Here is a 24187-nt window from a genome sequence, read left to right on the forward strand (position 1 = left end):
GTTCGCGGGGCGGTCGGCGTGTCGAAGCTGATCGATATTGTTTGCCGGCGGGGAGTGCGGCGGGTGCGAATGGGAAAGTCGTGGGCGCTAGCTGGTTTTGCCGTTGGGATTGTGAGTGACGCCGTGGCAGACGAGGACGCAGGTGTTGGAACCGCGGTTGTAGGAAATGGGGATGCCGCGGTAAGAGGCGACGATATTGAGGTCGAAGTTGACCATGCGTTCGCCGCTGAGGTTGCCGCTGGCGGCGCCCATGCCGTGGGCGGTGTGGCAGGTGGCGCAGCTGAAGCCGTCGTTGATGTGATTGGCGTGGCCGGTGAAGCTGGTGTTTTTGAGGACCTGGTTGGGGAGGTCGTGGCACTTGCCGCAAAGGGCGTAGGGGCCTGCGGAGCTGGTGTCGGGTGTGGGGAACAGATTGGTAACGGTCAGGCCGGGGGTGACGGCGTTGTTGTACTCGTAACGGCGTTCGAGGATGTGACTCCACCGTGAGCCGTGGGGGCCGTTGGCGCCGGAGCCGCCGAACTCGCGATTGTCGTCGCTGTTATGGCAGTCAGTACAGAGGATCTGGTTGCCCATGCTGCGGCCCGCCGTGATGCCATCGAGCTTGCGCATGGCGGTGAGCAGGCTGGGCTGCGTGAGGGAACTGCTGCGGGTGTGCACGACGGGGTGGCTGGAGGTGGAGGTGGTGGCGAACTGCGGGATGAGGTTGAGGGGGTCGCCGGCAGCAACCTCCCAGACGGGGGAGTAGCCATAGACAGCGAGGGCCTGCTTGCCGGAACTGGCGCCGTGGCAGCGGAGGCAGTTCTCGTACTGATTGACTGCCGGGGTAAGGATGCTGGTGCCGTCGGTGGCGCTGATGCCGGCAATGTTTTTCTGGGAGACGCGCATCTGCGGCGCCGGCGGGAAGATGCTGACTACCTGGGAGCCGTGGCTCGAGTGGCAATCGACGCAGGTGGCGTGGCGGTTGTTCTGGAGCAGCGCGGGCTCTGTGGCGTCGTGCGGATTGGTGGACTGCGGGAAGGGGTGGCCCACCTTGCCTGTGGCGTACTCGGCGAACACATTGGTATAGGCAGGCAGGGGGGAGATGCTGGTGCCGCCATTGTGGCAGGCGATGCAGTCCTGCTCGTTCTGGCCACGGAGGATTTGCGCGGGGCCGGCGGCGTTGTGGGGCGCATGGCAGCCGATGCAGGCGGTGGCGCCGACCGTGGTGTAGGCGCTGAGGTTGGCGGAAGAGGCGACCTTGGCCGTGGACAGGGCATGGGCGCTGGCGGCCCAGTCGGCGAGCGGGTTGACCTTGCCGCTGGCCTGACGCGCGGGGTCGTGGCAGGCGAGACAGAGCTGGCCGCCGGAGCTGTCCTTCACCAGGAAGTTCCTGGCGACGGGATCCTTGGTTTGCACGTGCGGGTCGTGGCAAGAGACGCACTCGACGGTGCCGTGATTGAGCGTGACGGCGTGCGTGGGATCGGCGGTGGCTCCGGTGGTGGTGAGCGTGGCGACGAGATGGATGTTGTCCTGCAGGGGGGTTGCAAGACTGAAGGGATGCGACGACTGCATGGTGCCGTTAAAGACGTCGGCGGTGGTCATGGAGCCGAAGGTGGTGACCTGTCCGTACGCGACGGTGGCGCCGACGCCAACGGTGCCGTCATGGCAACTAAGGCACTGGTTTGTGGAGTTGCCGAGAACCGGCTGGCGAGGGGTGTTCTTCTCGGTATTGGCGGTGTACATTGTGTAGTTTTTGGTGGTGAGCTGCTGGTTCCAGAGGCCGGTGTTGGCGCCCGAGTGCGGGGCGTGGCAGTAAGCGCAGGCGTCAGGGCGCGCGCCGCTGATGTGGGATCTGCTGCCGGGTCCGAGACTGTGGACTCCGAGGACGTCTTCCGTGATGGATTGGGCGGGGGCGAGGGGGACTGAGAGCAAAAGTAATGTCATCAGCAGGGTGGGTGTGAGCTTCACTTTGCTCCCTCCCTGCCCGGCTGCTTCACGCCCGCGTATTGGAAGACCTGGACGCGGCGGTTGAACGAGTCCACTACGTAGACGTGATCGTCGCGATCGATGAACAGACCGGCCGGCAACTGGAACTCACCCGCGTGCGTGCCCAGGGAACCGAAGTAGTAGAGCAACTGGCCCTGGCGGTTGAAGACCTGCACGAGGCCGAGGGCGCTGTCGACGACGTAGAGGTCGCCTTCGGAATCCACTGCGAGGCCCTTGGGGCGGAATACGGCGCCGACGCTGTCGCCGGGCTTGCCGATGGCGAACTGGAAAACGCCGGCGGGGTCGAAGGCCTGGATACGGAAGTTCATGGCATCGACGACGAGGAGGTTGGGGCCGTCGAGGCGGAGTTCGGTGGGGAAGTTGAATTCACCATCTCCGTTGCCGGGCTGGCCGATGGTGCTCAGGACTTTGCCTTCCAGGTCAAGGACGACGATCTTGTTGCGCAGGGTGTCGGAGACGTAGAGACGCTGGTTCAGGGAATCGACGGCGACGCCGGTGGGGCGCTCGAAGTAGCCTTCTCCGCCGTGCAGGCGGCCGATGCTGCGCAGGTGCTTGCCGTTCGGATCGAAGACATAGACCACGCCTGAAGCCGAGTCACTGACATAGATATTGTCGTGCGCATCGACGGCCACGCATTGCGGTTTGAGCATGGTGTCGCGGCCTTTGTCGAGGCGCTGGATGAGGTGGTACTTGCGCTGCTTGAAGTCGAAGACATGGATGCCGGCGACGGCGGGATCGGTAATGATGAGGCGGCCGCGCGAGTCGGCAACGATGCCGTAAGGCTGCACCAGCGGCCGGAAGTCTGGTGAGCCGGCGATGACGTCGACGACTTTGTTCCAGAAGCTGCGGTCGGGTTTGACTTCCGACTCGGAGCTGAAGCTGCGTTCCCAGGTGAGCTTGCGGCTGCCGTCGAGGGACATCTCCCACTGCTCGCGCTCGGCGGCTTTGGAGCGGGATTTCGGAGCAGCGCCAACGGGCAGCAGCAGTCCGGTGGAGAGCGCCACGATGAGCACGGCTTGAATGCACCGCCGGGGGGATGTCAGAAGAACTTGAACCACCGTGAGACCCCCATGTAATAGGACGATACGACCTGCGTTGGAACTGCGGAGCCGCTGAACCCCTGGTCCAACCGGGCGAAGCCGGCGTTAAAGCTTAGCTTGCGGTATTGGTATTGCACGAGTGTATCGAACTGCCCGTTGTGGTTCGAGGAAGAGTTCAATGCGCCGGCGATGTCTGTGCTGGCGGTGTTGCTGGTGGATTGAGACCACGAGGCCTGAAAGATCATTCTCCTGGCGGGCGCGCTGGAAGCGCTGAAAGAGTAGCTTTCCCCGCCGTACATGCTCACCAGCGAAGATGGAACCACGGGCGGGACGGGCACGGGAACCAGGCCGGAGCCGGTGATGAGAGCCTCTCCATCGGCTTTGGAATAGCCGCCGCTCAGATTGATCCATTTGCTGTAGCCGATGGTGCTGCTGTAGCTCTGGCCAGAGTTGGCTGTGCCGGGCTGGTCAGTGATGGCAGTATGCGAGCCGGCGGCGGCAGCGCTGAAATTCACCTTGCCCCAGGTGTGGCGTGCGTTGGCGGAGAAGTTATAGAAGGAGTTCATGTAAGTCACCAGAAGGGTCTGCACGTTCTGGGCATAGTTCAAGTTGCCATTGAGGTGCCAGCCGCCAAGGAGGGTGGAGAAGTTCTCAGTGACGTTGAAGCCGAGGGCGGATTCTCCGCCCTTATCCATGGTGTTGGCCGTCATGCTCGCGGAGCTGTTCAGATTGCCCGCGGAGAAGCGGTGCACGAAGCTGCCGTGCAATCCATACGACGTGACTCCGTAAGAGTTTCCGAGGAAGCTCTGGTCGCGCCGCTCCACAGAGGCTGCGAGCTGGCCGTTCTCTGAAGCCGCGTAGGTTGCCACGGCAAGCATGTCGAGGGAGTTCGACGACTCGTTGGTATTGAATACATTGGAACCGCCGCCGCTGGCGGCGCCGGTGGTCGGGCCTGGAGTGACGATGGATTCAACAAGCTGGCCGCTCAGGTTGTCAGAGTAACTCACGCTGCCACTGATTCCGAGCTTCCTGGCGGGATGAATCACGCTGGTGGCGCTCAGGAGATCAATGGTTCCATCTGACTTGCTTCCGAGATAGTCAGTGCTGAAATCGGAACGGGTGAAGGAGCAGGAGATGTCGCCCTGCAGAGGCAGCCGGTGCGCAACATTGAACCCGAAAGAGTCCTCGCTGGCATGAGTCTCCGGATGCTGACCGGCAATGATTTGCGGGATCAGAGCGTGCGAATTCCCAATGGTATAGAACCCACCGACGTTGTACCCCGCCAGGTGATAGGCCGAGTGCAGGTTGAGAGAGCGAAAGTGGTTGGTGCCGTTGTCGTTGCTTCCGTAGATGGTGTATTTGCTGCTGCCCATCTGGTAGCCGGCCGAGAAGCTGGGTTTGTCGGGGATGTTTGCGCTCCAGTTAACGCCGAAGGTATCGCTGTTGCCGTGCGTGACGAAGTTAGCCACGCCGGGTATCGCGTAGTTACCTTCGCTGTCGTACGACTTTGTGTAGTTGACGGCGCCGGGGAAGTGGCTGCCGCCGAAGATGGTGGTATTGGCATTCAGGCCACTGGCATCGGTGATGGACTGGAAGTTGGAGTTAGCCCGCGACTGGTTCAGATAGTAGCCTACGTCGAAGGCCAGAAAGCTGGGATTGTAATAGGAGCCGGTGAGATTGCCGGTGCCCCCCAGAACCCATGCGTGCGACGAGCCAACCTGGTTGCCGAATGTGGCTGAAAAGCCGGGAGCGAGAGTGCCGGACAAGCTGGTGGTGAGATCGCCGGTTTTGACCTGCCCGGCGAGGGGGAGCGCCAGCAGCAGCAGGGCTGTCAGCAGAGGGGCAGCGATTTTAACTCTAAAGAACACTATGAACCCGGACTTTCCAGAGCTTCGATCCTTGGGGACGAATCTCGTTCTGTTTTTCCGCGGGGTCAGAAACGGCCCGCGAAGTCTGCGCCGCAGGTTACTGCGACGCGGTTTGTTCTCCTTCCCAAGAGCGCAGGATCACAGTTCATCAACTTTGGCGCCCTGGCGCAGTTTCTTGTCCAGGGCCATGCGGAGCTGGTTTCTTTTGCTTTCAGTCAGCTCCTTCTGTAATTGGGTCCGCACTTCAGCGAACGGTGTTTTTCCGGCCGGAGTGTGGGCATTGAGGCGCACGATGGTGTACGCCTGATCGAGCTGAAGGATGTCGGTTACGTCGCCGGGCTTCATGGTCTTGAAAGCCTTGAGGACAGGGGGCGCGAGCTGGTCAGCGGGCAGCGGCTTGTGCTGGCCGAGAACGACGCGGTAGTCGTCATCAGAGAGCTTTTCAGCGAGCATGCCGAAAGCCTCTGCCGTTTTGGCGGCTTTGGCCTGTTTAAGCGCGGCGTCCGCGCGGGCTTTGCCTTCCTTCAACTGCTGAGCCGTGGCATTGGACGGCGGCAGGATGGAGATGGTCTGGAAGGTGTAGGTTTCAGGATGGCTGAAGCGCGCCGATTTATCGTAGAAGGCCTTGAGCTCGGCGGGCGTAGAGACGCATTTGCTGTCCACTTCCTGTTTGAGGAGGGCTTCAATGAGGAGTGAACGGGTTACCTTCTCGCGCAACCGCTGCGCGGATCCCTGAAAGTCGCTCTGGAGAAACTTCTTGAACTCGTCGGGGGTGGCGAACTGCTTGCGGAAGTCGGCCTCGGCGCGCTGCATACGCGCGGCCGGAATGACCAGCTTGCGGCGCTGCGCCTCCTGGTAGACGAGCTCCTCAAAGATGATCATCTTCAGGGCGCCGTCGCGGATTTGGGGAGCGAGGTCCCTGGGCAGGCCATTGTGCTGTTTGGCATAGGGGAAGATCGCGTATTCCTCGCGAACCAGATCGACATCGGTGAGCACTGCGCCGTTGACGCGAGCTACCGGCTTGCCTACAGCGGTGAGCGCTACCACGTTGGACGACTGCGCCGGCGGCTGCTTCAGCGCGGTGGGAGCATGGGACGCAACCTGCGCGCCTGCCGTTTGAAGGGCGAGGACTAGCAGGGCACTTGTGAGAGCTTTGTGTTTCATTTTGACCCCCTGGGGTGCGGGAAAAAGTGGGGAGGGAAATTGTCGGCCCCTCCCCGTGATGCAAGACCGGTTGAAGTTAGAAGGTGGTTCCGGCGGTGCTGCCGGCCATTTCGTTCGACTCGCCACCATGGCACTGGCGGCAGAACTGCGCGGTCTGGTTGCTGCCCGCGGTTGTGCTTGCCGGGTTGTAGGGTGCGCGGATGAAGAACATCGTGGCGTAGGAGCCGGAGGGCAGGCCAGTCTTTCCAGCGGTAACGAGCTTGGTGACGGGGTCAATGGTGCCCTGCGTCACGCTGACGACGTTCATCAGGTGCTGGTTGTGGCAGGTGGTGCACATGACGACGGGCTTGTTCTGATACTTGCCGGGGCTGACGAAGAAGCCGTAGTTGGTAACGAACCGGGAGGAAGCCGCTCCGGTCATCAGAACGTTTCCGCTGGCATCGATGGTGCAATCCCAGTCGTAGGGGCCGCCGCAGCCCATGGTGGCGTTCAGGCCCACCGGGTGGTCGTTCAGGTAATTGCCGGCGGTGCCCTTGTCACTGCCGAGAAGGGTGGGAATGTTGTTCGCCGTGCCGTAGGTGGCAGGAAGCGTTTCATAGACTTTGTTCTGCATCATGGCGCCGCTGGCGAGGTTGCCGTCGTGGCAGCTGAGGCACATGAGGACGCCGGCCACATCGGGAGTTCCCGCGGTGAGGCTGGACGGAAGAGTTTCGCTGTAGCTGCCGTGCTCGCTCTTGCCGGTGATGATGGTCTGGCCGTAGAGGCTGCCTACGTCCTCGCCCCAGAGAGCGATGTTGCCGGAGCCGGTATCGGCCGTCTTGGCAACGCCGTTGCCGTAGGCGCCGCTATGCGGTGCGTGACAGGCCGCACAACCGCGGCCATAGTTGAGGTGGGCGCCGAGAACGTCAGTGGTCGGCGTGGTGATCTGGGCAGCTGCGAAACCCGCGGCTCCCATAAGGAATAGAGCAATTGAAAGAATCCGCTTCATGAAAGAAGCCTCCTGGTGCGCACTTTTGCTGCTCGGCTGAACTGTGCATCCGGCTTGCCTGGTGTCGAACTCAATCCAGCCTCCAAGCGGTACCGGTTCACGAAACATGCCATTGCCCGAAGGCAGGGGCCATGTCTGGCTGCTGTTCGTGCCCGGTTGCCGGCAATGCGTTCCGACATCTGCCGGCCCGCTGCTTGCGAGACCGTGTCCGAGATCCACCAACCGATGATGGGCGTCCTGGCACAGTGACATGGTGAATAGCCCCACTCGCAGTACACTCCTGGTCCGCAAAATACTCTCGTGAGCTACGTCACACATCATTAGGAGGCTTTAATCAATGGGGTGCTTCTGATGCATACCGAAGTCACATGCCCTTAGTCACAAGTGATTCGCATCACACTGCAACGCCCGCATGCGTGATTTCCTATGACTGAGCATCACCAGAGCCTGAAGGGCCGCCGACTCGCATTACGGCAAGTTGGAGCGGGCCTCCCCAGCCGGTGAGCGATTGATTGGCCTGAACGGACTTGAGTTCGGGTGCAGCAGCCAGGAGAACGAACGCATGGCAAGCCCATCCACCTCGACAACGCGTGCAGGCCTGCGGCTGCGGAGCGAGCACGTATATCTGATAGCAGCTCTCTGCATGGCGACGGGGCTGGCGATTGGATACCTGGCCAGAGGCAGCCGCATGCCCGCAGCCGCTGTGCAGGCGCGCGCGGTGATGCCGCACCCGCCGATGAGCGGACGCCGGCCGAGCCTGGAAGAAATGAAGCACATGGCCGATAAGCAGGCTGCGCCGGTTCTGGCCCAGCTCGCCAAGGACCCGAACAACACTGACCTGCTGGTGCAGGTTGGCGGGATTTATCACGGCGCGCACCAGTTTACGCAGGCCGCGAACTATTACGACCGCGCGGTGATGACGAAGCCCGCAGACGTGGCGATTCGCTCGAAGCTGGCGGCGAGCCTGTACCGCATGGGTGAAGCGGACAAGGCCATCGATCAACTGAACCAGGCGCTTGGATACAGCCCGACCGATGCCAATGCGCTGTTCAATCTAGGCATCATCGAGTGGCAGGGCAAGCAGGACGCGAAGAGCGCGCTGAGCGCGTGGCAAAAGCTATTGAAGACCAATCCCCAATTGCCGGCAGAGCGGAAGGCGCAGGTGCAGAAGCTCATGGCGGATGTGAAGGCGAGCACGGCGGGCGCGTCGGGCCGGTAGTCTGAAGGAGGTTTTGATTTTATGAGTGACACGAGAGCAGTTTCAGGAGAGCAGTGGGCGCTGCAGCGGGCCATGCTGCTGGGCGCGGTATGCCTGGTGGTGGGGCTGGCGGCGGGGTGGTTGATCCGCGGATGGGAAAGCCCGCATACGGCGGCAGCGGGCCCCTTAGCGACAACGCCTGCAACCACTGCGGCCGCGCCGGCACCGAATGCCGCACAACTGAAGCTGCAGGCCGATCAGCAGGCGACGCCGCTGCTGGAGCAATTGAAGGCGCAGCCAGAGAATGCCGGCCTGCTGGCCGGCATCGGGAATCTTTACTACGACGCGCAGCAGTATCAGACGGCGATCGATTACTACGGGAAGTCGGTGAAGATCAAGCCGGCGGATGCGTCCGTGCGCACCGACCTGGGCACGGCGTACTGGTACCTTGGCAATGCGGATGCGGCGATTGATCAGTTCAACACCGCGCTGAATTACGCGCCTGCCAACGCCAACACGCTGTTCAATCGCGGGCTGGTGAAGTGGGAGGGCAAAGGCGACGCGCAGGGCGCCATCGCCGACTGGAAAAAGCTGCTGGCGACCAATCCAGGCTACGAGAGCAAGGACAAGGTGGAGCAGATGCTGGCCAAGGTGGAGAAACAGACAGGATCAGGAATGACGGGGCAGTAACGCTCGGCTGGCGCCTCATGCTCGGCTGGCGCCTCATGCTCGGCTGCTGCCTCATGCTCGGCTGCTGTGTTGGGGGAAAGGCCGGACGCGTACGCGTCTGGCCCTTCTGCTTTTGCGCGCGGAAAACAAAGCTAGCGCAAGCTCCTGTTGACATTCGTACTATACACCTGTAGAAATTCAACAGGACAAGACAATGGGCGAAAACAAGCCGGACATTTTGCAGGGCACGCTGGATCTAATGGTGCTCAAAACGCTTGAGTCGATGGGGCCGCTGCATGGCTATGGAATTGCGCGGCGCATCGAGCAGGTGAGCGGCGAGACGCTCATCCTGAACCAGGGAACGATCTATCCGGCACTTCTGCGCCTGGAGCAGCGGGGTTGGATCAAGGCTGAATGGGGCAAGTCGGAGACCAACCGCCGCGCACGCTTCTATTCGCTGACGCGCCTGGGAAAGAGCCGCATCGCTGAGGAGACCGCCAACTGGGAGCGGGTGGCCGCCACCATGGCGCTGTTTCTTGCCACGCCGAAATAGGAGGTTGCTATGGACGCCGTTCGCACCTTGTTGAGCCGCATTGCCGCCATGTTCGGCGCGCGCAGACTGGATGCCTCACTGGATGAGGAACTTCGCAGCCACATCGAGATGGCGGTGGAAGAGCATGTGCGCCGGGGCGTGCCGGAGGCGGAGGCGCGGCGGCTTGCGATGAGGGAGTTCGGCGGCGTGACGCAAGTACGCGAGACGTATCGCGAGAAGCGCGGCCTGCCGCTGCTGGAGCAAATTCGCCGCGATGTGCGGTTCGGGCTCTTCCAGCTTTGGAAGGCGCCGGGGTTTACGCTTACGGCGATTCTGACGCTGGCGCTGGGTGTGGGCGCGAACACCACGGTGTTCTCCATGATCAACGGACTGCTGCTGCGGCCCTTGCCGGTGCCGGAGAGCGACAGGCTGGTGGTGCTGGCCATGAGCACGGGGGACCCGAATCCGAATTACAGCTTTCCAGAGTCACTGTTTCGCGGATTTGAACATCGCGGGGGAGCCCTGAGCGAAGTATTCGCCTTCCACAGCACGGCTTTCCAGGTGAAGAGCGGCAATGCCGCGGATATCGCCTACGGCCAGTATGTGAGCGGAAGTTTCTTCAATGCGCTGCGGACGGCGCCGCTGGTGGGCCGCACGCTGACGGGGGAGGACGACCGCAAGGGCGGCGATCCAGCCGGCTTTGCGGCGGTGATCAGCGAGACGTTGTGGAACAATCGCTTCCAGCGGGACCCGGCCATTTTGACGCGCCACATCTGGATCGACAATGTGGATTTCGCCATTGTGGGCGTGATGCCGCGCAGTTTTTTTGGAGCGGACCCGCTGCAGAGGCCCCAGATCTATATACCGCTTGCCGATGAAGAGGTGTTGAACGGTGAGCGCAGCATGATCAAGGCGGCGCATCACGGATGGTGGTTGAATGTGATGGGCAGGCTGGCGCCGGGCGCCACCGTGGAGCAGGCGAATTCTCAGGCCGGCGCGGCGACCGATGCCGTTCTTCACGAGAGAGTGCCCGATGAGAGCTGGATCAAAAGGATGGAGCAGCGCCATATCCTTTTCTCCGCAGAGCGCGGATCAACGGGCTTTACGTATGTGCGCCTTCATTTCCGCAGGCCGCTGGTGGCGGTGTTTGCGATGTGCGGCGGGATCCTGCTGCTGGCGTGCCTGAACCTGGCCAGCCTGCTGATGGCCCGAGGCGCAGCGCGGCAGCGCGAGCTGGCTACGCGCATGGCGATTGGGGCTTCGCGCCGGCGGCTGGTACAGCAACTGCTGGTGGAAGGCCTGTTGCTGGGAGTTGCAGGAACGGTTGCCGGGCTGGCGGTGGCGCCGGTGGTGAGCCAGCTGCTGGTGGCGGTTCTGTTGAGTGGGCAGCACAACGCATACCTCGACACCTCTCTCGACATGCGCGTGTTCGCGTTTGCGGCGGCGGCAGCAGTGCTGGCGACCCTGCTGTTTGCACTGGCGCCGGCGCTCAAGGCCACGTCGCGCAATCTCATGGATCGCATGAAGGACGGGCAGCACTCGACGCTCGCTCATGAGCGCCGTTCCATTTTTCCGCGGGCTCTGCTGGGTGCTGAAGTTGGCGTGGCGCTGATCCTGGTGGTGGGCGCGGGGCTTGTGGCTACCAGCCTGATGCGGATTTACAAAGACAGCCTTGGGTTCGATCCACGAGACGTGATGAACGTGGAGTTCAGCATGGAAAAGTCAGGGCTCAAGCAAGACACCCTGGTGAATTTTTACCGCGAGATGGCGGACCGGATCGGGCATCTGCCGGGGACGACGGGGGTGAGCTACGAGCTGATTGCGCCGCTTACCAGTTCTTTGTGGGACGAGGACTTTCCAGTCACAACGGGCGGCACGCATGACACGGACATGAACTCCGTAGCGCCGGCGTATTTCAGCACCATGCGGATTCCGCTGCTGGCGGGACGCGAGTTCACATGGAATGACACGCCATCGTCAGGGCCCAAGATGCTGCTGAACCAGGGGGCGGCGCGGCAGCTGTTTCCCGGGAGTAACGCGCTGGGGCGTTCTCTGCGTCTGGAGCAAGGCAAGAAGGTCACAGTGTACGAGGTGATCGGCATTGTTGGCGACGCCAAGTACGACGATATCCACGCCAAGGCGCCGGCCACGGCGTACGTCTCGATGTCGCAGGATGATTTCAAGCAATCGCCTTCCTACGTCGCGGTGGTGCGGACCACGATGGGCGCCGGGCCGATGGCGGGAGCAGTTCGCTCACTGGCCGCGCAACTGGCTCCGCAGATCCCTGTGCCCGAGGTGAGGTCGACTCTGCAGCTGATGGACGAGGCGCTGGGTGCGGAGCGGATGATGACGCTGCTGGCGGTGTTCTTCGCGGCGTGCGCGCTGGTGGTGACGGCGATTGGTCTTTACGGCACGCTGGCTTACGCTACGGCGCGCCGCACGGCGGAGATCGGGATTCGTATGGCGCTGGGGGCCAGGCGCGCGCAGGTCGCCGGGATGGTGTTCTGCCAGAATCTCTGGGTGGTGGCGGGCGGCACGGTGGTGGGCGTTGGCGCGGCGCTGCTGGCAACACGCGCGCTGGCCAGTTTCCTGTTCAGCACATCGACGCACGATCCGTGGGTGATTGCCGGGTCGATCTGCGCGCTGGGTTTGACGGCATGTGCGGCGACGCTGTTGCCGGCACTGCGGGCATCGCGCATTGAGCCGATGACGGCGATTCGCTGCGAGTAACAACCGGCGGTGAATCTCTCGTGCCTGGGCCGCCGTGGCAGGGGAGAATTGTTGGTCGGCTTCTCCCACCCAGGCAGAGCTTGGATGGGGCACCCGCACCTTGACCCTCCTCACCCTAACCCGCACCCGCACCCTAACCCCGCACCCGGCACCGGGTGTGGAGTGGGGAGTGGATCGGTACGGGCGCGAAGTTAATTGTGGTGCGGAGTGATTAACCTGCCACGTGGCGCTCGAGGCGGCGAAGGATCCCGTCGGGTTCGGCGACGCCCAGGCGAACGATCTCTTCGCAGCGGGCCAGAGAGTCGGCAGCGGCGTAGATGCGGAACTCGTCGGCATTGCCGGAGGGGCGCAGGTGTGCGACTTCTCCGCTGGCGAAAGTGATGCGCACGCCGTCGACGTAATTTAGGCGCGAGACGGGTCCGAAGCACTGGAAGAACAGGTCGCAGCGCTTGCGGATCTCCTCAAAGGCGGAGACGAGGGCGGGGGTGAGTTCAACCGGATTGCGGTGCTCGTCCACGGCTATGGGATGGCCGGCGGAGTCGAAGTCGACTTCGCGAATGCGCGGATGGTCGTAGCAGAGAGCATTGACGATCTTGAGGGCCGTGGGCCGGGGGAATTCCTTGAGCAGGCCGGCGCGGCTGAAGCGGCTGGGCAGGCCGGCGAACAGTTCAGAGAGGGAGAGGCCTTTCTCCCTGGCGCTGAAGAGGGCCGCGAGGAGCGGCAGCATGGCGTCGCGCGTGGGGAGCGCGGTGAGAACGCGGCCGTTGCGCTCGATGTCAGACCCTGTAAGGAATCCGCCGTTGGCCTCCCATCCGCAGACGCGCTGCTTGCCGCGGGCGAGTGCGGCGGACATACCGGCGATCACGAACGGCGAGCCGATGCGGGTGCGCGGCTCGAGCATGGGGGCGAGTGGGCTGCGGTCGATGCCATCATTGCAGCTGACCGGCACGGCAACCGCGTCGGCGCCGAGGAAGTCGGCAACGATCATGCCCAGCAGATCGCCGCCGAAGAACTTCACGGTCTTCTGGTCGTCTTCAAATCCGAGCAGGAGGGGGCGGTCGCTGTCGCCGTCCGTGGATACGACGGCGAAGAAGGGCCCGTGCTGTGGGATGGCTTCATCGGCGAGGGCCTGGATAACGGCAAGGCGTTCGGCATCGATGTTTTCCGTGTCGATGGGCACGAACTCTTCGCTACGGCCGGCGGGGATGACCTCGGCCCCCAATTGGCGCAAAAGCTCTACGAGCAGATCGCGGCCGACGGCGGAATGCTGATAGCAAAGAACACGGGCGCCGGCGAGGGTGTCTCCTGAGAAGAAATCGACGTAGCGGCGGATGTAGCCTTCGCGAACGGAAGGGTCCTCGGGGCTGAGCTCGGCATGGCCGGACTTGAAGATTCCCTGTTCGTTGAAAGGCGAGTCCTGCGCTGGCTGTTTGTAAATGCGCTCGCGGACGCGGCGGACGTATTCGCCGATGGGGGCTTCGTGGTCTTTGAGCAGTTCTCCGCGAGACGTGTTGGTCTTGTAGCCATTGCGGTCAAACGGGATGTGACTGCCGGTGATCATCATGCTGCCCTTGCGGCGGGTAAGGGCGTGGTAAGCGAGCGCCGGGGTGGGGATGGCGCCCCCATTCACAGGGCGCATGCCTGCATCGCGGATGGCGCGCTCGATTGCCTGGGCAATCTCTCCCCTGCCCTGCTCGGCGGGGGCGAACTGGGTGGAGGAGGGGCGCAGGTCGGCGGCATAGAAGAAATCGTCGCCGCGCGTGATGCCGCCCTGCTCGAGCGAGAGGGACTGGAGGTATTCGAGTTCGCCGAGGGCGCAGATGTAGATTTCCATCTGGGTGAGGTCCTGGACGCGGCCCCGGCGGCCGCTGGTGCCGAATCCAAGCTCGCGGGGTTGGTAGCTGAGGCGCGCGATGAGGGAGGATTCGCCCAGCGAGGCGTTCGACAATTCCATGAGAGTGCTCCTAAGGCAGTCAGAAACTTCAGATTAGCAAAATGAAGGTGGACGGGGCAGGTTGGGGAGCGTGCTCCGGGGCTGTAGCATCCAATGAGACCTGAACCGACAAATGAGCCGCATGACGATCGAAACAGGAACTTTACCCCCCAAACCGCCGCCCCCGAGTTCTGCCGCCGCGCCGCTTCTCTCATTTGATGCGGTGGAGAAGGACTACTCGAATGAAGGCGAGCGGGTGCGGGCGCTGGACGGGGTGTCGCTGGACATTGGGTCCGGGGAGTTTGTGGCGCTGGTGGGACGCAGCGGATGCGGCAAATCGACGCTGCTGCACCTGGCGGGCGCGCTGGATTTTCCGACGGCGGGACACGTGCGCCTGGCGGGAACCGCGACGGACACGCTGAACGAGGCGGGACTGACCAGGCTGCGGCGCGAGATGGTGGGGTTTGTCTTCCAGTCGTTCCAACTGCTGAACACGCTGAGCGTGGTGGAAAACGTGGAGGTTCCGCTGCTGCTGGCCGGGGAAACGCATCCGCGTCCGCACGCCATGGAGCGGCTGGCGGAGGTGGGGCTGGCGGAACTGGCGCACCGCATGACCCACCAGCTTTCCGGGGGGCAGATGCAGCGGGTGGCTATCGCCCGCGCTCTGGTGCACGGGCCGCGCGTGCTGCTGGCCGATGAGCCGACCGGCAACCTGGATACCGCGACCGGGAACGCGATTCTGCAGTTGCTGCGCAGGATGTGCGATGAGCACGGGGTCACGGTGCTGATGGCGACGCACAGCGCCGAGGCAGCGGCCTTGGCGAACCGGGTGGTCAGGATGCGGGACGGCCGCGTGGTCGAGGCGGGCTGAGGTGGGCGGGCTGGTATTGCTTTATCGGTTGATGCTGCGGCCGCTGGTGCGCAGGCCGGGGCGGGCGCTGGTGATTCTGTTTGCCGTGGCCCTGGGCGATGCGGCAGTGGTGGCGATCGACCTGGCGGGCGATGCGGCGGCGGGATCGTTCCACTCGTCGATAGAGACGCTGGCGGGCAAGAACGATTTTGAGGTGACCGCTGCAGGCGGGGTGCCGGAAGAACTGGCCGCGCGGCTGGCACGGCTCCCGTACCCGCTCACGGTGAGTCCGCGGATTGAGAGCCATGCCACGGTTGCCGCAACGGGCGAGACGGTGCCCCTGATCGGCGTGGACATGATTGCGGAAGCGAATGCGGCGGATCCGTCCACGCTTGCGGGCGCAGCGTCGAATGAGGGATTCCGGCATCTGAACGGTCCGGATGCGTTATGGGTGACGCCGGGGCTGGCAAACCGCGCCGGGGAAAAACTGGACCTGCTTATCAATGACCGGCGGCTTGAGTTTACGGTGCGCGGTTTTGTTCCGGAGGCTGCGCGGGTGAGCGGGGATGCCGTGGTGATGGACATCGCGGCGGCGCAGATGGCGACAGGCGAGGCGGGGAGGGTCGATCGCATTCTGATCCGGACACCTGACGGCGGGATCCGGACTTCCGGCGGCGCGGATTTCGAGACGTGGCAGAAGCGCTTGCGAGAGGCGCTTCCGGCCGGAGTGATGGTGAATGCCCAGGGAAGCGAGACCTTTGCGAATCGGCGCATGCTGGCGGCGTTCCGGTGGAATCTACGGATTCTGAGCTACATCGCGCTGGTGGTTGGGGCTTTCCTGATTTACAACGCGGTATCGGTTTCCGTGGTGCGCCGGAGGGCGGAGATCGGCGTCATGCGGGCGCTGGGTGCGAGCCGTGGGGCGGTGCTGACGGCGTTTCTGCTGGAGGCGGGGGCGTTCGGCGCGCTGGGCTCGGCGGCGGCCCTGCCGCTGGGGCGGCTGCTGGCGGTGGGCGCGGTGAAGATGCTGTCGACCACTGTGAATGCGCTGTATGTGTCGAGCCGGCCCGGGGTGATGACGATGACGGCGGAGTCCGTGGCGCTGGCGTTCGCGGTGGGCATTGGGGTGGCGCTGGTTTCGGCACTGGCGCCGGCGCGCGAAGCAAGCCTGGTGCCGCCCACCGAGGCGATGGCGCGCGGACGACGCGAGTTTGAGGTACGCGTGCAGCGCGGACGCGACGCCGTCATCGCGCTGGCGCTTGCGGGGCTGGGCGCGGCGGCGGCGCAGGCCCCGGAGATCGAAGGCAAGCCTGTCATGGGGTATCTGTCGGCGCTGCTGTTTGTGGCGGCTGCGGCGCTGTGGATGCCTATGGTGGTGAGCGCCGTAATGGGGGCGGGCGCAGGCACGCTGCGACGCATGCTGGGAGTGGAGGCGTTGCTGGCGGCGCGCAGCCTGGCAGGATCGCTGCGCCGGACGGCCGTGCTGGTGGGCGCGCTGGCGACCGCGGTGGCCATGATGACGTCCGTGGGAATTATGGTGGGAAGCTTCCGCCAGACTGTGCTGAATTGGATGGAGAGCGAACTGCCGGCGGACCTCTATTTAAGGCCGGCGGGCGCGGCGTCGGCCGATCAGCATCCGACCATTGCGCCCTATGTAGCGGGGAGAATCGCGAAGGTGCCGGGCGTGGAGCACGTTAGCTTGTTTCGGGCCTACGAGATCGAGTACCAGGGTTTGCCGGCGACGCTGGCCGGGGCCGATCCGGACCTTCAGCGTTCGCAGCAGAGTGTGACGTTTCTCTCCGGGCGGCCGGCCAATGCCATACTGCGCCAGTTGTCTGCCGGAGATAACGCGATTGTGAGCGAGCCGTTCGCGAACAAGCATCGGGTGCGCGCGGGAGACGCGCTTACATTGCCGCTGGGTGAGCGGCGGGTAACCTTCCGCGTGCTGGACGTTTTTTATGACTACGGCCACGAGGCGGGATTCATCCTGTTGGATCGGCGGACGCTGCTGAAGTATCTGCCTGATGCGGCGCCCAGCAACATGGCCGTTTATCTGGCGCCGGGCGCGGATCTCGAGCAGACGCGCGCCGCGATCCGGAAGGCGGTGCCGAACAGCAACCTTCTGCTCTTTTCGAACGGAGAGATCCGGCGCGAGGGCATTCGCGTTTTCGATCAGACATTTGCGATTACCTATGCGCTGGAGGCGATCTCGATCCTGGTGGCAATTGGCGGAATTATTGGCGCGCTGATTTCGATCGTGATGGACCGGCGGCGCGAGTTTGGCGTGCTGCGCTTTCTGGGCGCGACGGGAGCGCAGATCCGGAATTTGATTCTGGTGGAGGCGGGGCTGATCGGCCTGCTGGCCAATATGGTAGGGCTGGCGCTGGGTTATGTGCTGTCGCTGGTGCTGGTATACGTGATCAACAAGCAGTCGTTCGGGTGGACCATTCAGTTCCACTGGCCGGTGGCAGTGCTGGTGGCGTCGCTGAGCGTGGTGTACGTTGCCACTGTGCTGGCAGGGCTGTACCCGGCGCGCATGGCAGTGCGGCTGGACCCGATCGAGGTGGTTCATGAAGAGTAGGTGGCTTGTGCTGGCAGTGTTGGCGGCGGCCGCAACGAGCTGCGCGCAGGATTACAAGCAGGCGCTGCCGGGGTATCAGTTCAAGTTTCCGCGCGACTCCTTCAATCATGAGGACTACCAGACGGAGTGGTGGTACTACACCGGCAATGTAAGGGCGAAGGACGGGCACCGGTTCGGGTTTGAGCTGACGTTTTTCCGGCAGGGACTGGCTTCAACCCAGGTCTCCAAAACCGTGAGGCCTGAGGCACCCGCAGAGACAGACAGCAATGCATGGTCCGTTCGCGACGTATGGATGGCGCACATGGCGCTGAGCGATGTGGATGGGCAAAAGTTCTATCACGAGGAGCGGCTCAATCGAGCGGGACCGGGGCTTGCGGGCGTCGATGCGCAGACTGAGCTGGTGTGGAACGGGAACTGGCAGGCGCGGATCGGCCAGCGCGAGGAGCAGTTGCAGGGCGTGAGCGCGGAGTTCGGATTCGCGCTGAAGCTGGTGCGCTCAAAGCCGCCTGTAATCCAGGGGCAGAATGGGGTGAGCGTCAAGGGTGAGGGCCCGGGGCATGCTTCGCATTACTTCTCCGAGACGCGACTGGCGACAACCGGGACCATCGAGTTGGGCGGGGAGAGCTACGAGGTGGAAGGCGCGTCGTGGATGGATCACGAGTTCTTCACCGGCGGCATGGCGCCGAATGAGACGGGCTGGGATTGGCTCAGCGTCCAGTTGGCGGATGGGTCCGAGCTGATGCTGTACCGGCTGCGCCATGCGGACGGCAGCGTGGATTCAGCCTCGTCGGGCAGCTATGTCGATGCGAGCGGCACAACGGAGTTTCTGTCGTTGCGCGACTTCTCCATGAGTCCGGTAGGAGACGCGTGGACGAGCGCGCAGACCAAAGCCACGTACCCGCTGCGCTGGCACGTGTCGATTCCGCGGCTTGGGATGGAATTCGAAGTGACCACGCCTTTGCGGAACCAGGAGATGACCGAGCGGTTCGGGCCGTCTTACTGGGAGGGTGCGATCGATATCACCGGCACGCGCGCCGGCGCGGCACTGCGAGGCGCCGGCTACCTGGAGTTGACCGGCTATGCGGACCCGGGCCGCGCTGTGATTCCGCAGTAAGGCACTGAGGCCTCGCCAAGTAGCCGGGAGTTCGAAAAAGCAGGTCCTCTTCGAGGATGACAGAAAGAAAAGCAAAGACGAAAACAGCTAGTAGCGCCAGCTGCAGTCGCTGGTGAACGGCGTTGGATCGGCGCGCTTCCAGCGGCCGTTTTCTTTGTGTGCTTCAAAGATGCCGCCGGTTCCGCAATAGGGCCCGCATTTGATGAGGATGGAGACCAGGGCGCGATTGTGGGCGGAGTCGAATCCGGGAACGCCGAGGATACGCACGTGGCGCAGGGCCTTGTAGGGCGTGCACTGGGGCGTGTTCTGCGTGTGCGAGGCGAGGCAGGTCTGCGCCTCATCGAGTTCGCGGGGCGAGAGAACGCTGTAGCCGCCGGGGAGGTGGAAGCGCGTATCCCATCGCTGGCTGCGGCGATTGGCGGCCTCGAAGGCATCTGCCATCGCTTTTTCGTCCGGGGTGGAGGGCTTGAGGCAGCTGCCGTTGAGCTGGGGAACGTCGGTGCCGGAGTCTTGCGCGAACGCGAGCGGCTCGTCGGCAGGCGTCTGATAGATCCCCGAATAGACCTGGTAGGCTTCGGCGGGGACTTCCGCGCCACCGGGCTGGTTTAGAGGGCTGGAGGCCGCAAGATCGGTAATGCGCAACGAGGAGCGATGCGCCGCGTGATAGCGATTCCAGAGCAGCACGGCAGCAGCGGCGGCCAGGAGGAGGGTAATCCAGAGATTGCGGGAAGGGCGCATGATGAGTCGCGAGCCGGCGAGGTCCGGAGCGTCGCTATCTGCATTATGGCCCGGCGGAGTGCGCGCAGCCCGCGCTGCAGCCGTCTGGGAACCAGAAAAGAAAGGGTGCCCGCGAGGGGCACCCTTTAAGTTGGATCGGTTGATCCGGTAGTTAGAACACGAACTTCGCCCAGAAGCGGAGCTGACGGCCGGCGCTTGAACGCGCCTGCTGCGTGTTCAAGTATCCCGTCGAACCGGCATCGAGCACGTCAACGTCGAGGATTCCCACGTTGTTGTGGTTGGCGATGTTCTGCGCCTCGGCGCGGAGGATGAACTGGCCGCGCTCAAGATGCAGCAGACTGGTCGGAAGAGCCTTCTCCAGGGCCACGTCGTTGGACATGATGCCCGGGTTGCGGAAGCTGTTGCGGCCGATCTCCTTGTTGGAGTAGCCGTTCAGTAGCGGAACGATCCAGCGAGACGTGCTGGGATCCACAACCTGAACCTGGTTGTTGTTGGCAGCGGCCATATCGATGTAGGTTCCCGGTGCGTCCGTCAAGCCGAAGAAGATGGCATCGATCGCCACGCTGTCCATGGGCGCGCTGGGGTTGCCGACGAGCGGACGGTCGTTTGCATTGTTGCCGTCGCCGTTGATGTCGAGCCCGGCGATGTTCACCGTTCCGTAAGCACCGGACTGGAAGTGAGAGCTACCCGAAATCGTCCAGTGACGCGTGAGGGCGCTCAGGACCAGGTCGGTGCCGTGGTTGTCGGCGCGCAGTCCATTCGGGGTCCAGACATAGGTGATGGCGCCATAGTTGCGGTGATCGTAGGCCGAATTACCCCACTCATTGCGGCGTCCGCCGGGTACCAGGTTGGCGCCATAGGATGACCATTCCGCATCGGGAGTGAAGACCTCGGAACCATTGTCGAGGGCCTTGCTGTAGACGTACGAACCATAGAGCGCAATGCCGTGGGAGAAGTTGCGCTTGCCGCCCACTTCGAGGCCGTTGTAGTCAGAGGCTGCGAAGTTACCGCGGGCGTTGATGGCGCCGCGGGTCGGTTCGAAACGCTCACCGGTGTTGGGATCGAAGGAGTTGTACTGCTGGTTGGCAAACAGCTTCACGCCGCGGCTGCCCACATAGGTCGCGCTGGCAGCAATACCGAGCGGGAACTGGTGCTCGACGCCGAGGTTGTACTCAATGGTGTAAGGCGAAACCAGGTTCTTGGTCACGCTCAGCACCGACGCCAGAGGATTGAGGACGTTGGGAATCTGACCGATGAGGCTGGTCGCGTCGCCGAGTCCGTTGCCTTGGGTGGAGATGAGGGTACCGGACACCGCGTCGGGCGAGTTCTGGGCCTCATTGACCATGATGTTGGTGAAGTCGGTATCGAAGAAGATGCCGAATCCGCCACGCACAACGGTGTTGCCGTTCGCGAAGGGACCCTGGTGCGGCGTATAAGCGAATCCGAGACGCGGCGCCCAGTTGTTCTTATCCGGAGTGACCTTGTAGACGCTGTCGACCGGAGCGAAAGGATTGTTCGGATCGATGGCCGGGTAGGGCAGCGCGTTCTCAGGTGAAGTGAAGTAGTCGTAGCGCACGCCAAGGTTGACGGTCAGATCGGGATTGACCTTGACGTCGTCCTGCACGAAAGCGCCGCTGCGCCAGCTATGAGGATCGAGACGCGTGTTGCCGTAAGTCTTGGTAGCGCTGCCCGAGGGTCCGAGCTGGTTCAGCAGGAAGTTGCCTTCCGGCGAAACGCCGCTGCCGCCCTTGGCGAAGTTCAGGCTGCCGTTGGCGTTGAGGGAGACGACATCGGTTTCAATACGGCGGCCGATGTCAACGCCCGCGCGGACGGTCTGGCGACCATGGGTCCAGGAGATCGTGTCCTGGAACTGGTACTGGTCTTCTCCGCGACCCTGCGGGAAGTTCTGATTAAAGCCCAGGGTGGTGACGTCGCTGCTGCCGAACGAGAGGTTGGGGGCCGTGTACAGCGGATTGGCCACCGTGCTGGCGAGCGGTGCGAAGTAGAACGAGATGCGGGTCTCAGAGACGCGGAACTCATTCAGAAAGTTGGGAGTAAAGATGTGGGTCCAGGTGCCCTGGCCGAGTTCGGAAGGGCCGCCCTGGTAGGTGTCGAAGCCGGGAAGCGCGCCGCCGTTGGTGAAGAAGTCAGGCGTCAGGCTTCCGCGATCATGGAGGTAGCGCGCCGAGAAGGTGTCCTTCTGATGCGGCGTAAAGTCGATGCGGTAAGTCCACTGCGTGTCAGGGCTGCTGGCCGCGACGTTGGGACGGCGGAAGAGATCGAGTCCCATGCTGCAACCGTCGCAGGCGTCGCCGAGGCTCACGGTCTTCACAGGCCCAAAGTCGATGAAGTCGTTCAGGTAGCTGGCATTAGACAGGTACTGGAGCATGAGCGCCGCGTTGGTAGCGGTAACGCCGCTGCCGGCCGCCAAGGCTTTGAGTTGATCAATACCCTGCGCGTTGGGAAGCGTGACTTCCGACGGGGTCTCGTTGCCGTAGTAGCGGGTCCACTGGGCAGCGCCGAAGGCGAAAAGCTTGTCCTTCCAGATGGGGCCGCCGGCCGTGAAGCCGAACTGGTGCTGATCGTAGCGAGCCTTGAAGGAGGAGTCCGTGGCCACCTGGCGGGTCTGGCCGTCCATCGCGTTCAGGCCTGAACCGGAGTAGAGTTCCCAGGCTGAGCCGTGGAAGGTGTTGCTGCCACTCTTGGTGATCAAGTTGACCACGCCACCCGAAGCGCGGCCGAACTCGGCCGGAGCGTTGTGGGTGTAAACCACCGTGTCGGCGTACATGTCCGGGATCTGCGGCTGAACTGCCTGGCCGCCGATGGAGACGTCATTGATTTCTTCGCCGTCGATCATGAAGTTGTTCGAACGAGGACGGGCGCCGCTCACCTGGAGGTTGTAGCCATTGGACATACCCGAATTGCTGACCACCTGAACACCGGGGACGGTGGTCAGAACCTCAATCGGATTGAGCGAGAAGATGGGCAGCTTGGCAAGCTGTTCACTCGGGATGTTGCCGGAGAGCGATCCGTTCTCCTTGTCGAGCAGCACAGCAGCGTCGGCCGACACTTCAACAGTCTCGCTGACCTGGCCCGTCTGGAGAACCACGTCAAAAGACTGCGAGGTGGAAGCGACAATCTTCACGCCCTTCGCATTGAACTTTTGAAAACCCGTGGACTCGACATCGAGAGTGTAGGCACCGGCGGCCAGAGCATCAAAGCGGTATGAACCCAGGGAGTCAGAATTGACCGCGCGAACATCGCCGGTTTGGAGGTTGGTGAGCCGAACAGCCGCGTTCACGAGGACAGCCCCGCTGGTGTCGCGGACTGTGCCGGTGAGGGTACCCAAGCTGGTTTGCGCCACCACGCTATTGGGAGCGAGCGTTGAGGTAACTGCAAAACCAGCGCCGAGCGCAACGGCGAGTAGCAGCGATCGCACACGCGTTCCAGATAACTTCATACTTCTTCCTTCCGAAAGGGGGTTGAAGGTTGATGATGTGCTTTTTAGTCAGAAAAAACTGGAGCACCTTGCACAGCGGGCCAGTGGGGATCCGACCCGAGCTAGGTCACATGAAAGCTGCAACCCTGCTTATCTGTACACAATCTCATGCAGACATTCATGCAATTTGGTTGCCAAGTTCGGCGTTTGGGAGAAGCCGTATGATACGAGTGGCTTGGAACGTTGAACCGTTATGCGAGACGGCGTTTTCTACTGAATTCTGGACATTCTCAGATTGATATGCCAAAAACCGTAGACATCGCCCGCGTTTAGACCTGGCAGGGAGTTCGGCTTCAGGCCACCGGCCGCATGAAGTCCAGCGCGCGGGCCAGGTAGTCTTTCATCTCGCGGCGGTGCACGACGGCATCGAGAAAACCCTTTTCGAGCAGGAACTCGGAGCGCTGGAAGCCCTCGGGGAGCTTCTGGCGAATCGTCTGCTCGATGACGCGAGGGCCGGCGAAGCCGATTAGCGCTCCGGGCTCGGCAATGTTCAGGTCGCCCAGCATGGCAAAGCTGGCGGTGACGCCGCCGGTGGTGGGGTCCGTGAGAACGCAGATGTACGGGACGCGGGCATCGTCGAGCTGGGCCAGAGCCGATGAGATTTTGGCCATCTGCATCAGGCTGACCACGCCCTCCATCATGCGCGCGCCGCCGGAAGCCGCAACAACGATGAGGGGCTTGCGGCCTTCGCGGGCCCGATCGGCAGCGCGGGCAATGGTCTCGCCCACCACGGCGCCCATGGAGCCGCCGATGAAGCTGTACTCCATGGCGCTAAGGACGACAGAGTGAGGGCCGAGCTGGCCGACGGCGTTGAGGATGGCGTCGTCGAGGCCAGTCTCCTCCTGGGCTTTGCGAAGGCGAGCCTTGTACGGCTTGATGTCCTGGAAGTTCAACGGGTCAGTGGAACGCAGGCCGCCATCCACGAACTCGTAACCGGGCTCGAGGAGCAACTCGATGCGCTGTCGGGCGGAGATCTTGAAGTGGTGCTGGCACTTGGGGCAGACGTTCAGGTTGGCCGCAACGTCGGGCTTGTAGAGCGCCTGCCGGCAGCCGAGACACTTGATCCAGAGACCTTCGGTGCGGACGCGTCGTTCCGCATCGCCATTGACGGGCGGGTTGGGATCAGGCTCGTAGTCGCCACTCTCGCGCTTAAACCAGGACATAATCAGTTGTCATTGTAAATGGCAGGATTCAGTGGCCGCAGTCCGACCCGGGGGAGAGGGTTCAGAGTGCAGAAATTGGGGGAACGATTGGTTATGTCTGCATCTTCTGCCGATCCTGAACCCTGAACCCCGAA

The 24187-nt window shown here is 63.0% G+C and carries 16 protein-coding genes; 7 read left to right on the top strand and 9 right to left on the bottom strand.

Annotated elements, in window-relative coordinates:
* Nucleotides 1-87 precede the first annotated feature (87 nt).
* From VGL22_RS21555 to VGL22_RS21575, 5 genes are all read right to left on the bottom strand, one after another.
* Entirely contained in the window at nucleotides 88-1947 is a 1860-nt protein-coding gene (locus tag VGL22_RS21555) for a cytochrome c3 family protein (RefSeq protein WP_465269032.1), read from the bottom strand.
* Complete coding sequence (locus VGL22_RS21560; RefSeq protein WP_465269033.1) at nucleotides 1944-2999, bottom strand: 6-bladed beta-propeller; 1056 nt, start codon at nucleotides 2997-2999, stop codon at nucleotides 1944-1946. Before VGL22_RS21560 ends, VGL22_RS21555 begins: the two co-directional genes overlap by 4 nt.
* A 26-nt stretch (nucleotides 3000-3025) precedes the next feature.
* Nucleotides 3026-4894: a hypothetical protein gene (locus VGL22_RS21565; protein ID WP_465269034.1), complete on the bottom strand. Its 1869-nt coding sequence runs from the start codon at nucleotides 4892-4894 to the stop codon at nucleotides 3026-3028.
* Between the two features lie 138 nt (nucleotides 4895-5032).
* Nucleotides 5033-6058 (bottom strand): peptidylprolyl isomerase, encoded by a 1026-nt coding sequence (locus VGL22_RS21570; protein WP_465269035.1) that lies wholly within the window; start codon nucleotides 6056-6058, stop codon nucleotides 5033-5035.
* Nucleotides 6059-6134: 76 nt separating this feature from the next.
* Nucleotides 6135-7046 (bottom strand): hypothetical protein, encoded by a 912-nt coding sequence (locus tag VGL22_RS21575; protein ID WP_465269036.1) that lies wholly within the window; start codon nucleotides 7044-7046, stop codon nucleotides 6135-6137.
* Between the two features lie 562 nt (nucleotides 7047-7608).
* Here VGL22_RS21575 and VGL22_RS21580 point away from each other — a divergent pair.
* The 4 genes from VGL22_RS21580 to VGL22_RS21595 all read left to right on the top strand — a co-directional run bounded on the left by VGL22_RS21580 (nucleotide 7609) and on the right by VGL22_RS21595 (nucleotide 12175).
* Nucleotides 7609-8265 carry a tetratricopeptide repeat protein gene (locus VGL22_RS21580; RefSeq protein ID WP_465269037.1) on the top strand — a complete coding sequence of 219 codons (657 nt, stop codon included), beginning with the start codon at nucleotides 7609-7611 and terminating at the stop codon, nucleotides 8263-8265.
* Between the two features lie 21 nt (nucleotides 8266-8286).
* On the top strand, nucleotides 8287-8934 hold the full coding sequence (locus VGL22_RS21585; protein WP_465269038.1) for a tetratricopeptide repeat protein: 648 nt from the start codon (nucleotides 8287-8289) through the stop codon (nucleotides 8932-8934).
* A gap of 193 nt (nucleotides 8935-9127) precedes the next feature.
* The gene (locus VGL22_RS21590; RefSeq protein WP_465269039.1) at nucleotides 9128-9466 is read left to right on the top strand and encodes a PadR family transcriptional regulator; all 339 of its coding nucleotides are present in this window, start codon (nucleotides 9128-9130) and stop codon (nucleotides 9464-9466) included.
* 9 nt (nucleotides 9467-9475) lie between these two features.
* Nucleotides 9476-12175 (top strand): ADOP family duplicated permease, encoded by a 2700-nt coding sequence (locus VGL22_RS21595; RefSeq protein ID WP_465269040.1) that lies wholly within the window; start codon nucleotides 9476-9478, stop codon nucleotides 12173-12175.
* A 211-nt stretch (nucleotides 12176-12386) separates the two neighbouring features.
* Here the strand turns inward: VGL22_RS21595 and VGL22_RS21600 are convergent, their stop codons facing one another.
* Nucleotides 12387-14129, bottom strand: coding sequence for a phosphohexomutase domain-containing protein (locus VGL22_RS21600; protein WP_465269041.1), 1743 nt, complete (start codon nucleotides 14127-14129; stop codon nucleotides 12387-12389).
* Between the two features lie 121 nt (nucleotides 14130-14250).
* Between VGL22_RS21600 and VGL22_RS21605 the strand changes: the two genes are divergently transcribed.
* From VGL22_RS21605 to VGL22_RS21615, 3 genes are read left to right on the top strand one after another with little or no spacing between them, the layout of a single operon-like run.
* A complete protein-coding gene (locus VGL22_RS21605; RefSeq protein WP_465269042.1) occupies nucleotides 14251-14979 on the top strand; it encodes an ABC transporter ATP-binding protein in 729 nt (242 codons plus the stop codon).
* A 1-nt stretch (nucleotide 14980) separates the two neighbouring features.
* A complete protein-coding gene (locus tag VGL22_RS21610; protein WP_465269043.1) occupies nucleotides 14981-17539 on the top strand; it encodes an ABC transporter permease in 2559 nt (852 codons plus the stop codon).
* Entirely contained in the window at nucleotides 17529-18653 is a 1125-nt protein-coding gene (locus tag VGL22_RS21615; RefSeq protein WP_465269044.1) for a lipocalin-like domain-containing protein, read from the top strand. The genes VGL22_RS21610 and VGL22_RS21615 overlap by 11 nt, the downstream gene beginning before the upstream one ends.
* Before the next feature lie 87 nt (nucleotides 18654-18740).
* Here VGL22_RS21615 and VGL22_RS21620 read toward each other — a convergent pair whose 3' ends face one another.
* From VGL22_RS21620 to accD, 3 genes are all read right to left on the bottom strand, one after another.
* Nucleotides 18741-19391, bottom strand: coding sequence for a hypothetical protein (locus VGL22_RS21620; RefSeq protein WP_465269045.1), 651 nt, complete (start codon nucleotides 19389-19391; stop codon nucleotides 18741-18743).
* Nucleotides 19392-19542: 151 nt separating this feature from the next.
* Nucleotides 19543-22851: a TonB-dependent receptor gene (locus VGL22_RS21625; RefSeq protein WP_465269046.1), complete on the bottom strand. Its 3309-nt coding sequence runs from the start codon at nucleotides 22849-22851 to the stop codon at nucleotides 19543-19545.
* Between the two features lie 332 nt (nucleotides 22852-23183).
* Nucleotides 23184-24053: an acetyl-CoA carboxylase, carboxyltransferase subunit beta gene (gene accD, locus VGL22_RS21630; RefSeq protein ID WP_465269047.1), complete on the bottom strand. Its 870-nt coding sequence runs from the start codon at nucleotides 24051-24053 to the stop codon at nucleotides 23184-23186.
* Nucleotides 24054-24187 lie beyond the last annotated feature (134 nt).

Source organism: Occallatibacter sp. (assembly GCF_036502485.1).
GTDB lineage: Bacteria > Acidobacteriota > Terriglobia > Terriglobales > Acidobacteriaceae > Telmatobacter.

What these genes read in the sequence shown, in the direction of transcription:
- VGL22_RS21570 (WP_465269035.1), bottom strand. Translation starts at nt 6,058, where the DNA reads ATGAAACACAAAGCTCTCACAAGTGCCCTGCTAGTCCTCGCCCTTCAA.
- VGL22_RS21575 (WP_465269036.1), bottom strand. Translation starts at nt 7,046, where the DNA reads ATGAAGCGGATTCTTTCAATTGCTCTATTCCTTATGGGAGCCGCGGGT.
- VGL22_RS21580 (WP_465269037.1), top strand. Translation starts at nt 7,609, where the DNA reads ATGGCAAGCCCATCCACCTCGACAACGCGTGCAGGCCTGCGGCTGCGG.
- VGL22_RS21585 (WP_465269038.1), top strand. Translation starts at nt 8,287, where the DNA reads ATGAGTGACACGAGAGCAGTTTCAGGAGAGCAGTGGGCGCTGCAGCGG.
- VGL22_RS21590 (WP_465269039.1), top strand. Translation starts at nt 9,128, where the DNA reads ATGGGCGAAAACAAGCCGGACATTTTGCAGGGCACGCTGGATCTAATG.
- VGL22_RS21595 (WP_465269040.1), top strand. Translation starts at nt 9,476, where the DNA reads ATGGACGCCGTTCGCACCTTGTTGAGCCGCATTGCCGCCATGTTCGGC.
- VGL22_RS21600 (WP_465269041.1), bottom strand. Translation starts at nt 14,129, where the DNA reads ATGGAATTGTCGAACGCCTCGCTGGGCGAATCCTCCCTCATCGCGCGC.
- VGL22_RS21605 (WP_465269042.1), top strand. Translation starts at nt 14,251, where the DNA reads ATGACGATCGAAACAGGAACTTTACCCCCCAAACCGCCGCCCCCGAGT.
- VGL22_RS21615 (WP_465269044.1), top strand. Translation starts at nt 17,529, where the DNA reads ATGAAGAGTAGGTGGCTTGTGCTGGCAGTGTTGGCGGCGGCCGCAACG.
- VGL22_RS21620 (WP_465269045.1), bottom strand. Translation starts at nt 19,391, where the DNA reads ATGCGCCCTTCCCGCAATCTCTGGATTACCCTCCTCCTGGCCGCCGCT.
- VGL22_RS21625 (WP_465269046.1), bottom strand. Translation starts at nt 22,851, where the DNA reads ATGAAGTTATCTGGAACGCGTGTGCGATCGCTGCTACTCGCCGTTGCG.
- accD (WP_465269047.1), bottom strand. Translation starts at nt 24,053, where the DNA reads ATGTCCTGGTTTAAGCGCGAGAGTGGCGACTACGAGCCTGATCCCAAC.